Source organism: Aestuariirhabdus haliotis (assembly GCF_023509475.1).
In the GTDB taxonomy this organism is placed as follows: Bacteria; Pseudomonadota; Gammaproteobacteria; order Pseudomonadales; family Aestuariirhabdaceae; genus Aestuariirhabdus; species Aestuariirhabdus haliotis.
In genome coordinates this window covers 1-14,622 of sequence record NZ_JAKSDZ010000008.1, presented here as the reverse complement: position 1 = coordinate 14,622, position 14,622 = coordinate 1, and the positions used below count along the sequence as shown (strand labels likewise).

At 54.2% G+C, this 14,622-nt stretch carries 12 protein-coding genes; 3 read left to right on the top strand and 9 right to left on the bottom strand.

The genetic code is table 11. From position 1 onward, the window contains the following. Positions 1–7: 7 nt before the first annotated feature. From MIB40_RS07760 to MIB40_RS07730, 7 genes are all read right to left on the bottom strand, one after another. Positions 8–3,985 (bottom strand): YhdP family protein, encoded by a 3,978-nt coding sequence (locus tag MIB40_RS07760; RefSeq protein ID WP_249692684.1) that lies wholly within the window; start codon positions 3,983–3,985, stop codon positions 8–10. Between the two features lie 54 nt (positions 3,986–4,039). After that, positions 4,040–5,509 (bottom strand): ribonuclease G, encoded by a 1,470-nt coding sequence (rng, locus tag MIB40_RS07755; RefSeq protein WP_249692679.1) that lies wholly within the window; start codon positions 5,507–5,509, stop codon positions 4,040–4,042. Between the two features lie 30 nt (positions 5,510–5,539). Beyond that, positions 5,540–6,127 (bottom strand): Maf family protein, encoded by a 588-nt coding sequence (locus MIB40_RS07750; protein WP_249692677.1) that lies wholly within the window; start codon positions 6,125–6,127, stop codon positions 5,540–5,542. 39 nt (positions 6,128–6,166) lie between these two features. Beyond that, positions 6,167–6,655: a rod shape-determining protein MreD gene (gene mreD, locus MIB40_RS07745; protein WP_249692676.1), complete on the bottom strand. Its 489-nt coding sequence runs from the start codon at positions 6,653–6,655 to the stop codon at positions 6,167–6,169. Beyond that, entirely contained in the window at positions 6,648–7,508 is an 861-nt protein-coding gene (gene mreC, locus MIB40_RS07740) for a rod shape-determining protein MreC (protein ID WP_319941641.1), read from the bottom strand. Before mreC ends, mreD begins: the two co-directional genes overlap by 8 nt. Positions 7,509–7,614: 106 nt before the next feature. After that, positions 7,615–8,652, bottom strand: a complete 1,038-nt coding sequence (locus MIB40_RS07735; RefSeq protein ID WP_249692668.1) for a rod shape-determining protein — start codon at positions 8,650–8,652, stop codon at positions 7,615–7,617. Then, entirely contained in the window at positions 8,645–8,857 is a 213-nt protein-coding gene (locus tag MIB40_RS07730) for a hypothetical protein (protein ID WP_249692665.1), read from the bottom strand. Before MIB40_RS07730 ends, MIB40_RS07735 begins: the two co-directional genes overlap by 8 nt. A 114-nt stretch (positions 8,858–8,971) precedes the next feature. On the opposite strand from MIB40_RS07730, the gene gatC reads away from it, so the two are divergent. From gatC to gatB, 3 genes are all read left to right on the top strand, one after another. Beyond that, positions 8,972–9,259, top strand: coding sequence for an Asp-tRNA(Asn)/Glu-tRNA(Gln) amidotransferase subunit GatC (gatC, locus tag MIB40_RS07725; RefSeq protein ID WP_249692884.1), 288 nt, complete (start codon positions 8,972–8,974; stop codon positions 9,257–9,259). 62 nt (positions 9,260–9,321) lie between these two features. Beyond that, positions 9,322–10,776, top strand: coding sequence for an Asp-tRNA(Asn)/Glu-tRNA(Gln) amidotransferase subunit GatA (gatA, locus tag MIB40_RS07720; RefSeq protein ID WP_249692664.1), 1,455 nt, complete (start codon positions 9,322–9,324; stop codon positions 10,774–10,776). A 78-nt stretch (positions 10,777–10,854) separates the two neighbouring features. Beyond that, positions 10,855–12,300 (top strand): Asp-tRNA(Asn)/Glu-tRNA(Gln) amidotransferase subunit GatB, encoded by a 1,446-nt coding sequence (gene gatB, locus MIB40_RS07715; RefSeq protein WP_249692663.1) that lies wholly within the window; start codon positions 10,855–10,857, stop codon positions 12,298–12,300. A gap of 81 nt (positions 12,301–12,381) precedes the next feature. Here the strand turns inward: gatB and MIB40_RS07710 are convergent, their stop codons facing one another. After that, positions 12,382–13,662, bottom strand: coding sequence for a uracil-xanthine permease family protein (locus MIB40_RS07710; RefSeq protein ID WP_249692662.1), 1,281 nt, complete (start codon positions 13,660–13,662; stop codon positions 12,382–12,384). A gap of 48 nt (positions 13,663–13,710) precedes the next feature. After that, positions 13,711–14,337, bottom strand: a complete 627-nt coding sequence (gene upp, locus MIB40_RS07705; protein ID WP_249692661.1) for a uracil phosphoribosyltransferase — start codon at positions 14,335–14,337, stop codon at positions 13,711–13,713. Between the last annotated feature and the right edge of the window lie 285 nt (positions 14,338–14,622).

Below are 14,622 nucleotides of genomic sequence, written 5' to 3'. Positions count from 1 at the left end.
GTCAAGGCTACTGACGGCCAAAGACCCTACTAACCTCGACGGTGGGGTTGGTCGCATCACCTTCAATGCGATAATTAACGCTGGCGAGTTGCTGCACCTGATCACCCAATAGCTGATCGAAGACCAGCAGACCTCCACCCACAACAGGGTTCACCAACACCAGACCAAGGATAGGCAAGCTACCGGTCAATGGCAGGGTCACGACCAGCTCAGCATCGATCTGTTTTGTATTGAGGTCAACGGTTCCAGTTAGCTTGAAATCAGAACCGGGGCCATCCACCGTAACCGGCTCTTCGGTGGTGACGACTCCGCTAGCAAAGGTGTTGTGGGTTGTCAGCTTGTCAAAGGCGATGCCTGAGGACAACAGGTCTGAAAAATCGAGTTTCAAGCGGCGAGTGATGGTATTGATGTTGAGAACTCCGAACAAGCGCAGCGCGTCGCCTTTACCTGCCTCGAGGAATCGACCATCGTTCAACTCCCCTTCCACGGAACCGGTCAAGGACAACATAGACACCGCAGCCGGACTCCCGGGCCAGTTGAAGTTAAAATCGTAATGGGCCTGCTTGGTTTCTATATAACGACCAACCCCCCAGTTCTCCAGCACATCCCCCATATCCTCAATGGACAGGGAGCCTTTGGTATAGGTATGGTGCAAACCATTGCTATAGGCCCAGCTCAAGTCACCCTCAATCTCAACCTGGCGAATCGTGGCATTGATATTAAAAAAGTGCACGCCCTCTTCATAAGGACGAATATTGGCGCCAATACTCCCCCAGGACTCTTCACCAAAACGCAGATCGGCAATAATCAAATCAACGGCAGGGAACTGGCTGGGATCGGTCGTTTTTAACGGGTCATCAGGCTCTGTTGCATCCTCGTTAGTCTGATCCGCTTCAGGAGCACTCCGGGGCTCTTCAGGCGATACGGCTTGAGGTTCTTCAAGGGGGGCGTCCGAAACAATCTTTAGCTGTTCAATGTCTTCGGACGTCAATGCCGCCAAATAGAGGCGCTCCAGATTCACACCGTAAGGTTGATCATCGGAGCCAGAAGAGAGAGTGCCGCTCAGCTTGGGCGATTCAACCTCAAGCACAATATCTTCACCGTTGATGTCACCATTAATCCAGAGCTCATCAAATTGATGGTCATACCCCTTTACCTGTCCTACGCGCAGCTGCCTGAGCTTGATCGGCAGAGCACTATCCCCCGACGCCTGAACCGCTGTACCCCGAGGCAGCTTCTGCACCCAATCAAGCCAGTCTTCCAATAACAGCTGATCAATGGTCCCCGAGACGTTCAGCCAAGAAGGCTGCTTGCCCGGGTTGGCTTGTTTCCCCCCAATTTCCAGAGCCCCTCCCGTCAGGCTTCCGTTCTGGCTAAACAGGGCACCATCGAGCAAAGCACCGTAGCGCCAGCGAAAGCCCAGTTTATCGCTATCGTCAACCTCATCATCGATACGAACTTTCAGCGATCGTGCCTGCTCAGCTGACTTGCCCAGAGGGGACGGGACATCAATTTTGATGCCCTGAAGGCGGCTTTCAATGGTGGTTCTGGAAATGACTTTGCCCTGTTCTTCCGCAATCAACACCTGACCGGTGTATGGCGCCTTTCCGGTAACCAGTTTGCGAGCCAAATCGAGCGCATATTGCTTGCCTTGCAGCTGTTCCAGCCAGTCATACAGCTTGGTCAAAGCAACCGTGCCATCAAGACTAAAACGGGCAATCTGGCTCGAATTTTGAGGTTTCAGCGCCTGCATCCTGACGGCTGATCCAAGCAGATTAAGACTGAGAGGCTCGCTGGTGATCCCCTGTAACGAGTCATAAACTAAACGTCCCGAAAGGTTTTCAAGAGGCAACTGCAGGGAACTAATTTGAAAGCGGTTGTTATCAAAATCCACTTCCACCTGATAGCGATCTTCACTTCCACCCTCACCCAAGGCAATATCAAGATTCAGATTAACACCGATATCCCCCGCCAGCTCCCAGTCATGAGCTTCACCGTCGAGGATGTCGTTGATCGGACTTTCCCGCAATAGTTTTAACGCACTTTCCGGGCTACTCTTTGCGTGCCCCACCACCGACAATCTGGTGGATTGCCCTTCGGGTGAAGTGGGTATACGAACCTTCAACGCGTCGACTTTGGCTCCCCAAACCCGAGCCTGTTTACTGTCCACACGTATGTCATCGTCGTTGATGACCACCAGCGCATTGACCTGTTCGGCTAGTGGCCACTCGGGATCGTAATTGATGGTGGCTTGCTCCACATCGAAGAACAATCCGACCGTGAAGTCGTTCTCTGCCCCGACGTCCTGCAGGGCTCCGTTCATCATAAAGGAGCCTTCACGTATCTTGCCTTGCACCAGAGCCGCATCCAGCCAGGAGATCACATCCTCGTCGAGACCGCTTTCGCCGAACGGGATGTACTTGCCCGCATGCCGCACATCACCATTACGAATACCGGCGTGCAAGCCCATCAATACCGGTCGCTCGTCAAACGGGATATCGAGGCGAAACTGGCCGTGCACCTCGCCCTCATCGCCCACCAACAGCATATTTTCGGTCATGAGCGAATATTGGTTATCCGCTATCTGCCAATACAACACGCCATCCGCTTGACGGTAATGCCAGGGCTCACGGAACAGGTTAAGCAAGCCCAGGGTAAAATTTGATGACTCAAGATCCAGATACCCTTTGGACTTGGAGGCATGAACAAAACCATTGACGCCATGTCCAGAGGGAGCATCGCCCCAGGCATCAACGGCCACATCGACCAATCGGGCACTGATGTCAAAATCTTCCTGCTGCGGCAGGTAACGAAGCTGCACACCTTCGAGAACACCGGATGGATTCAGGGTCTTGACCAGCTCAAGAGGCATACCCGAGAGAATCTCACTACCTAACAAAATATCCCTGGTTACGCCCAGATCCAGCTGAGGGATTCCGAAGGTGACAACATCGGACGTATCCCCTTGCAGGTACAATTCAGTATTCGGCCATTGGTAACCGGCCATGGAAAAAGAGAGGTTTTGCAGCCATAACTGCCACAGGTTATCAGGATGGTAGTTTGCCGACAGGTCAATCGACAAATCATTCATCGTATGCTGCACCCCTTCATGGAGCACTTGCAATCGACCAATATCCAGACTTCCCTGTGTTTGCCAGCGCTCACCATTCCAGTTCAGCCACAATTCAGGTTTTACATTCAATTCAGAAACTTGTTCAAACACCAGCTGTTTAAGCCAGGGGCCTAATTGCAACATGCCTGCCTGAAAGTAGGCATCCAGACGCAAATCAGAGGGATCCGAAACGTCGCCTTCAAGAGTCGCCATCAGGTGCATTGGCTGCTGAAAACCGGATCGAGCGCGCAGATCCAATTGAATCCGATTTCTCGGCAGATCAAACAGGTCCATCTGTATCTGGTCGATCTTGCGAGCAGTCTGCTGCCAGGGCTGCACATGCACCGTGCTATCAATAATCTGCACATGCCCTTGTTGTTCAACCTCTTCCACAAGGTTGGCCAGAATCTCTTTTATACTTTTATCTTCTTCACTGGCGGCAGTCGCTTTCGGCTCCCAACCGGCTATGTTCCATTGACCTTGTTCATTTTGGTTAAGAAAGATCTCGAGCCGCGTAATCACCAGTTCCTGCAGCGATATTTCTCGGTGTTGTAGCGTGCCAAAGAAGCTAATTTCAGCCGACAGGGAATCAATGTGAATATTGGAACTAAAACCTTGCGACGGAGCCAACGGAGAAATATCCACATGTTTGGCTTCCAACGCAGGATTAAAGCCACGGAAATGGCCGGTCATGGACTCGATGGTAACCCGGGCGCCCAGCATCTCGGATAGCTCCCGTTCGGCAACCAGTCGATAGTTCTCTACGTAGGGCACCAACAACCGACCCACCAGCAGGTAGACTCCCAACAGCACAACCAACAACAGGGTTAGCAGCCAGGTTCCTCGGGTGAGATGAAAGGCAACTTTCTTCATGGCTAAACGCTCACCGTATCCGGCCGATTCCCCACAGAGTAATCGGCCAGAAAGTCACAACAACACCACATCAAATTGCTCCTGGGAATACATGGGTTCAACCTGAAATCGTATCGATCGATCAATAAACTCTTCCAGATCGGCCACATTATCAGACTCCTCATCGAGCAACCGATCAACCACCGACTGGGAAGCCAGCACCAGGTATGATTTGCTGTCATAGGCGCGGGCTTCACGCAAAATTTCACGGAAGACTTCATAACACACCGTGTCCGCCGTTTTAAGAGTTCCACGCCCCTCACACACCGGGCAACTTTCACACAGGATGTTTTCCAGGCTTTCCCGTGTTCGCTTGCGGGTCATCTCAACCAGACCAAGCTCTGACACACCGGTTATATTGGTTTTGGCATGATCCCGCTCCATCGCCTTCTCCAGCATGCGTAACACCTGCCGCTGGTGTTCAGAATCTTCCATATCGATGAAGTCGAGAATAATAATACCGCCCAGATTTCTCAGCCGCAGCTGGCGAGCGATAGCAGTGGCTGCCTCAAGGTTGGTTTTAAAGATAGTCTCTTCCAGATTCCGGTGCCCGACAAAACCACCGGTGTTCACATCGATGGTGGTCATCGCTTCCGTCTGGTCAATAATCAGATAGCCGCCGGACTTTAACTGCACTTTACGACTCAGCGCTTTTTGAATCTCATCCTCGACACTGTACAGATCAAATATGGGGCGCTCGCCGGGGTAATATTCAACACGGCCTCCCACTTCGGGCAGTAGCTTATCGACAAACCGTTCGACTTTCTGGAAGGTCTCCCGGGAATCAATACGAATTTTTTCAATATCGGGTTCGGCCAGATCTCTCAATGTGCGCAAGTGCAAGGGCAAATCTTCGTAAATGTTAGCCGGGGCTTTACTGGATTTTATGGTCTCCGAGATGGTTCCCCACAGGCGCTGCAGGTAGCGAATATCGGCGACGACTTCTTTTTCCCCCACCCCTTCAGCCGCAGTACGCAATATAAAGCCGAATTCCGGCTTTTCTTCCAGACTGTCGAGACCGGCTTCAACCAAGGCTTTGAGACGCTCACGCTCTTCGGGTTGTTCGATCCGCAGTGAGATGCCTACATGGCTGGAATCGGGCATCAAGACCAGATAGCGAGCAGGAATGGAAATATTGGTGGTCAGGCGCGCGCCCTTGGTTCCCAGGGGATCCTTGGTTACCTGGACCACCAGAGACTGCCCGTCCCGAACCAGCTGATTGATGGGCAGATCTTCCTGGGAGGTATCACGTTCACCTTTGCGGCAAATCTCTCCCGCGTGAATAAACGCAGCTCGCTCAAGACCAATATCGACGAAAGCCGCCTGCATACCCGGTAATACCCTGACTACCTTACCCTTATAGATATTACCGACAATGCCTCTTTTCTGCGGGCGTTCGATATAAACCTCTTGCAGCACCCCGTTCTCCACCACCGCCACTCGTGACTCCATCGGGGTGATGTTCATTAAAATCTCTTCACTCATGGATGCGCCCAGTCACTGTTAGTCCTCTTATTATACCCAATAGGGCACCTTAAATTGCGCTAATAGTTCCGCAGTTTCGGCCAACGGCAACCCGACCACCCCGCTATAACTGCCTTCAATTCGTTGCACAAAAATGGCACCCAAGCCCTGAATGCCATAACCACCGGCCTTATCCGCCGGCTCGCCACTGTCCCAATAACGGCTGGCCTGTTCATCACTGATAGAACCAAACCACACGCGAGTGCTACTGAGCCGGGTTTCAATACACTGCTGATCTGCGATAGCAACCGCAGTGAGTACCTGATGCTCGTTATTCGCCAGGGTTTGCAACATAAGGATGCCTTGCTCACGATTAGCCGGCTTGCCAAGAATTGCTCCCCCCGCGACTACCGTGGTATCGGCACACAGCACCGGTAAGCGTTGCCCGCCGGCAAGCGCGGCGCGTGAAGCCAGAGCCTTTTCGGGAGCCATACGCAATACATAATCTCGGGGGGACTCACCAGAGCCTGGCGTTTCATCAATATCCACGGAAAATTGTTTGCAATGAACCCCGATCTGGGCGAGCAGTTCCCGACGCCTGGGGGAATTGGATCCCAGATACAACGAATGGTTAGCCATGTTCAGCTCCTGATAAATACTGAGCCCCAGGCGACCGAATCAGTTGATGCGATAACGCCGACGCAGATCCCGTAAAATATAAAACACCCAGGGCCATAAAATGGCACTGGTAATGGCGGGCAACAAAAAGCTCAAACCCGGCACTATCGCCCCAGTCGCACTGCGCACCCATAGGGCAATCATCTGATACAGCCCCACCACCACAAAGACAATGAAGGATTGCTGTAGCGGTGGAAACATTCTCATACGCCGGTGCAAGCGAGTCATAATGTAAGCCACGATGACCAGGCCCAGGGCATTCTGCCCCAACAGCGTACCTTGCATTACATCCAGCATTAACCCGGCACACCAGGCCCAACCGATATTAATGCGCTCCGGCAACGCCAACACCCAGTAAATCGCCACCAGGGCGACCCACTCGGGTCTGACAAACTGCCCCCACCCGGGCATAGGTAACACCGCCAACAACAGCGCGACGACAAAACTCAGTAAAATAACCAGTCCGCCCCGGGGTTTTTGCTCATTCATTGTCAGCCTCCTGTTCAGGAGCAACAACCTGAGGTGTCTGTGGACGTTCGGTGAAGACCAGCAGCAGGTGACTGCTTCGATTTAGTTGAGCACTGGGGCGGACTTTCACAAAAGCGAAAGGGTGACCCGGATCATGCACCACCGATACCACCGTGCCCACGGGGTAGCCGCTCGGGAAACGTTTTCCGAGCCCCGAGCTGATAAGCAAATCCCCTTCGGTAATATCCGCGGTATTGGGCACGTGGCGCAGCACCAGCTCATCCAGTTGCCCGGTACCACTGGCAATCGCGCGCACCCCATTACGATTAACAATCACCGGAAGGCTGTGACTGTTATCGGAGATTAATAATACTCGACTGGCGATGGGGTTAACCTCAATCACCTGACCATACAGGCCTTCGGCATCCAGCACCGGCTGCCCCACGAAAACACCATCGGAGGCCCCTTTATTGACAATCACCTGATGCCGAAAGGGATCGGGGTCGACCCCGATCAACTCGGCGACCAGCACCCGATCATCCACCAGGGCAGAGGAGTTCAGCAACTCGCGTAAACGTACATTCTCCGCTGTCAGCGAAGCCAGTTTTTGCAAGCGCCTTTCCAGTACCAGATTCTGGGCCCGCAAGCTGGCATTTTCCTCTTTGAGGGTATCTCGTGTTTTCACCGAATCGGTTAACGACCCCCAGAGATTTGCAGGAACGTTGGCCATCCACTGCACCGGTGCCGTGACCAGGCTTAACCAGGCCCGGGTTGCATGCAAATAATCGTAGCGATGGTCCACCAGCATCAAACCGAGCGACAATACCGCAAGCAGGGCTACACGAGTCGCGACCGAAGGGCCTTTGGTAAAGATGGGTTTAATGACCAGTTCCCCGATTCGTTATTGTATCTATAGTGGCCTCAAGAAATAGAAACGGCGCCCAGCCAGACACTGAACGCCGATAACTACAGGACCTTACTCATTCCGTTGAGAGCAGATCAGCCGCGTGTTGATCCATAATTTCCAAGGCTCGACCACCGCCGCGCGCGACACAGGTCAGCGGATCTTCGGCGACAATCACCGGCAGGCCGGTCTCTTCGCTGAGCAATCGATCGAGGTCCCGTAACAGGGCACCACCACCGGTGAGCACCAGTCCACGAGTTGCAATATCAGAGGCCAATTCAGGGGGGGATTGCTCGAGTGCACTCTTCACTGCCTGAACGATGGCGGCTAACGACTCTTGCAAGGCATCGAGGATTTCATTGCTGTTGAGGGTAAAGCTGCGTGGTACCCCTTCGGCCAGGTTTCGACCACGAACGTCAATTTCACGAATTTCTTCGCCCGGGTAGGCACAACCCACTTCCTGCTTGATACGCTCGGCGGTGGAATCACCAATCAGGCTGCCATAGTTGCGACGAACATAGGTCACAATCGCTTCATCGAAACGGTCGCCACCAACACGGACCGATTCGGAATACACCACACCGTTGAGCGAGATAATTGCGATTTCAGTGGTACCACCACCGATATCAACCACCATCGAACCCTGCGCCTCTTCGACCGGCAAACCAGCACCAATGGCCGCTGCCATAGGCTCTTCGATCAGATAGACTTCGCGAGCACCGGCACCCAGTGCTGATTCACGAATCGCCCGGCGCTCGACCTGGGTCGACTTACAAGGTACACAGACCAGAACCCGTGGGCTGGGCTGCATAAAACTGCTTTCATGTACCCGATTGATAAAATGCTGCAGCATTTTTTCGGTGACGTTAAAGTCCGCAATTACGCCATCTTTCATTGGGCGAATGGCAGAAATATTACCGGGAGTACGCCCCAGCATACGCTTCGCGTCGGTCCCAACGGCCGCCACGCTTTTCTGGTTGCCATGGTGCCGAATAGCTACGACCGAAGGCTCATTCAAGACGATCCCTTTGTCACGGACGTAGATCAGGGTATTGGCCGTTCCCAGATCGATAGAGAGATCGCTGGAGAACATGCCCCGCAATTTTTTAAACATCAGCTGATAATCCTAATAAGAACAAAGATTTCCGGAGTGTTGCAAACTCTAACAACGCCTGCGAAATAGAGCAACTTTTACGCCAGAGCTTTGGGCATTTCAGCGCATTTTCCGACGTTTTCGCCCCCTCGCTCGTTATTTTCATAACCAAACTCTGGCTGAAGGCTCCTGCAACAGCTCCAAATACTGCGTTTTCTGTTGTCATCTGGACCCGATACTTCTCTGCAGGGGACAGCCTGCACGGTTCAGGGTACAATGCTGCGCTTTGTAACCCCCTTCAAAAGGAGCGTCGCGGAACCCAGCGACGATGAAGACTGACATGGCCCTTGACCGTGAAGAAGTAACCCGTATAGCTCATCTCGCCAGACTCGCGATCAACGAAAACGATATCGAAAACACCACTGCCACCCTGACCGATATCCTGCAACTGGTTGATCAAATGCAAGCTGTCGACACTTCCAGCACCGCGCCCCTGGCACACCCTTTGGATGCCCTGCAACGACTGCGAACCGACGTCGTGACCGAGGACAACCAGCGCGACGAAGTCCAGAAAATCGCCCCAGCTACGGAAGATGGGCTGTATCTGGTACCCAAGGTGATCGACTAGGCTCTTCCTGCCCGAATCCCTTCAGCGAATCGTAGTCATCTGATTTCAGGACCATTTTTCCAATGCATAACAAAACCATAACCGAACTCTCCCACGCCCTGTCAGCCGGCGAGTTCAGTAGCCAGGAACTGACCCGCCACTATCTGGATCGCATCACAAAACTGGACGGCCAGTACAATAGCTTTATTAGCGTTACCGAAGAGCGTGCCATGCACGATGCCGCCATTGCCGATGAGCGCATCAAGGCCGGTAACGCGACACCGCTGATGGGTATTCCCATCGCGCATAAGGATATCTTCTGCACCCAGGGTATTCGCACCAGTGCGGGTTCGCGCATGCTGGACAACTTTATCGCCCCCTATGAGTCCACGGTGACCGCAAAACTGGCAGCTGCCGGTACCGTGTTACTGGGTAAAACCAATATGGATGAGTTTGCCATGGGCTCATCCAACGAAAACAGTTACTACGGCGCCGTCAAAAACCCCTGGGACACCACCGCCATTGCCGGTGGCTCTTCCGGTGGATCCGCAGCGGCGGTAGCGGCCCGACTGACACCTGCCGCTACCGGAACCGACACCGGCGGCTCGATTCGTCAGCCCGCTTCCCACTGTGGTATTACCGGCATCAAACCCACCTATGGCCGAGTCTCGCGCTGGGGCATGATCGCTTATGCCTCCAGCCTCGATCAGGCGGGTCCCATGGCCCAAACTGCGGAAGATGCCGCCCTGCTATTAGAAGCCATGGCAGGACTTGACCCCAAGGACTCAACCAGTGTCGATCATCCGGTCGATAACTACAGTGCCTCATTGAACGATTCGCTGGACGGCCTGCGCATCGGCATTCCCAGTGAATTTTTTGCCGATGGGCTCGATAGCGGCGTCGAACAATGTGTGCGGGACGCCATCAAGGAACTGGAAAAACTGGGCGCGACCGTGCAGGAAGTCAGCCTGCCCAACTCCCGGCTTTCAGTACCGGCCTATTATGTTATCGCCCCGGCGGAAGCGTCCTCCAACCTGTCCCGCTTCGATGGTGTACGCTACGGTTATCGCTGCGACAACCCCGTTGACCTGGAAGATCTATACACCCGTTCCCGCGGCGAAGGCTTTGGCGCCGAGGTCAAGCGGCGCATCCTGGTCGGCTGCTACGCGCTCTCGGCCGGTTATTACGATGCCTACTATATACAGGCTCAGAAAATACGCCGCCTGATCAAAAACGACTTTGTCTCTGCTTTCGAACAGGTCGATCTGATCGTCGGACCCACGGCACCGACACCCGCCTTTAATCTGGGCGAAAAATCCAACGACCCGGTCGCCATGTATCTGTCCGACATCTACACATTGTCGACCAACCTGGCGGGGCTTCCCGGCATTAGCATTCCGGCGGGTCAATCCGCAGGGCGCCCGGTTGGCTTGCAGATGATCGGTAATTATTTCAGCGAAGCTCGTCTACTCAATGTTGCCCACCGCTTCCAGCAAGCGACCGACTGGCACCAACAAGCCCCAAAAACCGACGCTTAATCACCAAGCCCGGACATAGACAAGCACAGCAACAGAATGACTCCGCAGCACAGGCGGACAAGACAAGAGGTGTACAGAATGGATTGGGAAGTTGTGATCGGGCTGGAAGTCCACGTTCAACTGGCCACGCAGAGTAAGATTTTTTCCGGCGCCAGCACCGCCTATGGCGCCGAAGCCAACACCCAGGCCTGCCTGGTCGACCTGGGTATGCCCGGCGTGCTGCCGGTGGTCAACGAACAGGCCTATCGCTACGCGGTGATGTTCGGTTTGGCAATCGATGCCGAGATCGGCAAGCGATCCCATTTCGAGCGCAAGAACTATTTCTACCCCGACCTGCCCAAGGGCTACCAAACCACCCAGCTGGAGCAACCCATCGTTGGCCCCGGCGTCGTCGACATCCTGCTCGAGGATGGCAGTCACAAGTCGGTTCGCATCCACCACGCCCACCTGGAAGAGGATGCGGGCAAATCCTTGCACGAAGACTTCCACGGCATGAGTGGCATCGACCTTAACCGAGCCGGCACCCCGCTGATCGAAGTGGTGACCGAACCCGATATGCGCTCATCAGCCGAAGCGGTGGCCTTCGCCAAAAAACTGCATTCGATTGTCACCTCGTTGGAGATTTGCGACGGGCATATGTCCCAGGGTTCGATGCGCTTCGATGTCAATGTATCGGTACGCCGCAAAGGCAGCGAAAAGCTCGGCACCCGCACCGAAACCAAAAACCTCAACTCTTTCCGCTTTATGGAAGACGCCATCAAACTGGAGGTTGAGCGCCAGATCGACCTGATCGAGGATGGCGGCAGCGTCAAACAGGAAACCCGTCTCTATAACGGCGAGACTCGTATCGCACGCTCCATGCGCTCGAAAGAGGAAGCCAACGACTATCGCTACTTCCCTTGCCCTGATCTGCTGCCCGTCGAAATCGATGATACCTTTATTGAGTCGGTACGCGCCGAGCTGCCAGAGCTGCCAGATGCGCGCATTGCTCGTTTTCTAGAGAGTTATAAACTGTCTGAATACGACGCCTCGGTGCTGGCCCCTGAACGTGCCACCGCCAATTATTTCGAGCAGACCGCAAACGCCTGTGGTGATGCCAAGCTCGCCGCTAACTGGGTGATGGGAGAGCTGGCCAGTCGCCTCAAGAAGGAAAACCTCGATATCTCCAACAGCCCGGTCAAGGCTCAACAGCTGGGCGACATGTTGCTGCGAGTAAAGGACGACACCATTTCTGGCAAAGGCGCTAAAACCGTGTTCGAGGCAATGTGGAATGGTGAAGGTGAGCCCGACGCCATCATCGACAGCAAGGGCTTGAAGCAGGTCTCCGATAGCGGCGCGCTGGAAGCCATGATCGATGAGGTCATGGCCGCCAACCCTCAGCAGGTGGAACAGTACCGTGCCAGTGACGAGGCCAAGCGCGGCAAGATGATCGGCTTCTTTGTTGGCCAGATTATGAAAGCCTCCCGCGGTAGTGCCAACCCGGGTCAGGTCAATAAACTGTTGCGTTCCAAGCTCGATGGCTGATGCTATTTAAACCCAATAAAAAACCCGCTTGCGCGGGTTTTTTTGTATAGCGTAACGGGCTCTCACCCATGAGTTACAGCCCTAGTCGTTACGGGGCTCGATCTCGACACCCTCGTAACGGTCTTCACCCTTTTCATGAGGCAAAATAAGGTTTAGAACCACCGCTACCAGCGCACATAAACCCACCCCCTGCATACTGAAGGACTCGGTCCCGATACTCATACCACCGATGCCGGTTACCAATACCAGGGAGACGATCGCCAGATTACGCGCCTTGGCCATGTCGACCTGCGCCTTGATCAGGGTATTAAGGCCTACTACCGCGATGGAACCAAACAACAGCATCAGAATCCCTCCCATCACCGGCACCGGGATGGTCTGCAACAGCACACCCACCTTGCCAATAAAGGCCAGACCGACAGCAAACAGCGCCGCCCAGGTCATGATTTTCGGATTGAAGGCTTTGGTCAGCATGACCGCACCGGTGACTTCGGAATAGGTTGTGTTTGGCGGTCCTCCCACCATCGCCGCCGCCGTCGTCGCCACACCATCGCCCAGCATGGTCCGGTGCAATCCAGGCTTCTTGATATAGTCCTTGCCGGTGACGTTACCGATGGCCAAAACATCACCCACATGCTCAATGGCCGGAGCTATGGCGACCGGAATCATAAAGAGCACCGCATTCCAGTTCCATTCCGGAGTAACAAAATTCGGCAAGGCGAACCAGGCTGCTTCACTAACCTTGGCAAAGTCGACAATGCCAAACATTACAGAAAGCACATAACCGGAGACCACGCCGACCATAATGGGGACCAGCTTCAGAATGCCGCGACCCATAGTCGCGACCAATAGCGTGATCAGCAAGGAAGCAAAGGAGATGGTCATAGCGACATCCTGAGGCACCAGCTGCACGGCACCGTCACCGGTTTTGCCCAATGCCATATTCACGGCCACCGGCGCAAGCCCCAGGCCAATCACCATAATCACCGGACCCACCACCACAGGAGGCAAGACTCGGTGCAAGAAGCCGGTACCGCGCACTTTGATCACCACACTGAGCAACATATAAAGCACGCCAGCAGCCGCCAACCCGCCTAAGGTCGCGGCCATCCCCCAGTTTTGGGTAGAGACGATAATTGGTGCAATAAAAGCAAAGGAGGACGCCAGGAATACCGGTACCTGCCGGCCAGTAATCAATTGAAAGATCAGGGTACCCACACCCGCCGTGAACAACGCCACATTGGGGTCCATGCCCGTTAACAAAGGCATCAACACCAAAGCGCCAAACGCCACAAAGAGCATTTGTGCACCGGATAATACCAGCTGGGCGCCGCCCTGCTGCTCCCCCACCGAAGTTGTCATACCCTATCTCCTGTTCGTTGTTGTTCTATTGAATGAAATGGCCGTTATTTACTTGGTACCGAAGATCTTGTCCCCGGCATCACCCAACCCCGGCATGATGTAGCCGTTTTCGTTGAGCCCATCGTCGATCGACGCCGTAAAGAGCTCAACATCGGGGTGCGCCTGCTGCAACTTGGCGATGCCCTCGGGAGCTGCGACCAGAACCAGGGCTCGAATATCTTTTGAACCGGCTTTCTTGAGCATATCGATGGCAGCAATCATGGAGCCTCCCGTAGCCAGCATCGGGTCCACAACCAGGGCGATCCGCTGATCAATCTTACCCACCAGTTTCTCAAAATAAGCTACTGGCTCCAGAGTTTCTTCGTCCCTGTACAGGCCCACCACACTCACCTTGGCACTGGGAATCAATTCGAAGACTCCGTCGAGCATGCCGAGGCCAGCACGTAGAATAGGCACAATCGTGATTTTTTTACCCTTGACCTGCTGCACCTTGATAGGACCACACCAGCCCTGTATTTCAACTTCTTCAAGCGTCAGGTCTTTAGTCGCCTCATAGGTCAGCAGGGCACCCACTTCGCCAGCCAGCCCCCGGAAGGCTTTGGTACTGATACCCTCTTTACGCATTATACCCAGCTTATGCTTGACCAGTGGGTGTGTGATCTCGTGAACGCTCATCTGTAATCCTCTGATGCTGTGGTTATGGATACACCTCTTCTCGCCGTCCATCCGCAGACCACCCGAGCCCCGGCAAAATAATTTGCGGGCAATAATCGGAAAATCTGGGAGGGGGTACCTGCTGGCGGGTATCCGGGGTCGTCCCGGAGAGCTATTCTATCGGGGCAGTCCTACTCGGGGCAATCAAAAAACCCATCGAGCTTGCCCTCCGTCAACAAGCGGGGTAAGGTTGCGCGTTTATTTCCCTAACCACCCTATTAGCTAGCGTTCCCGCCGAGGTACCTA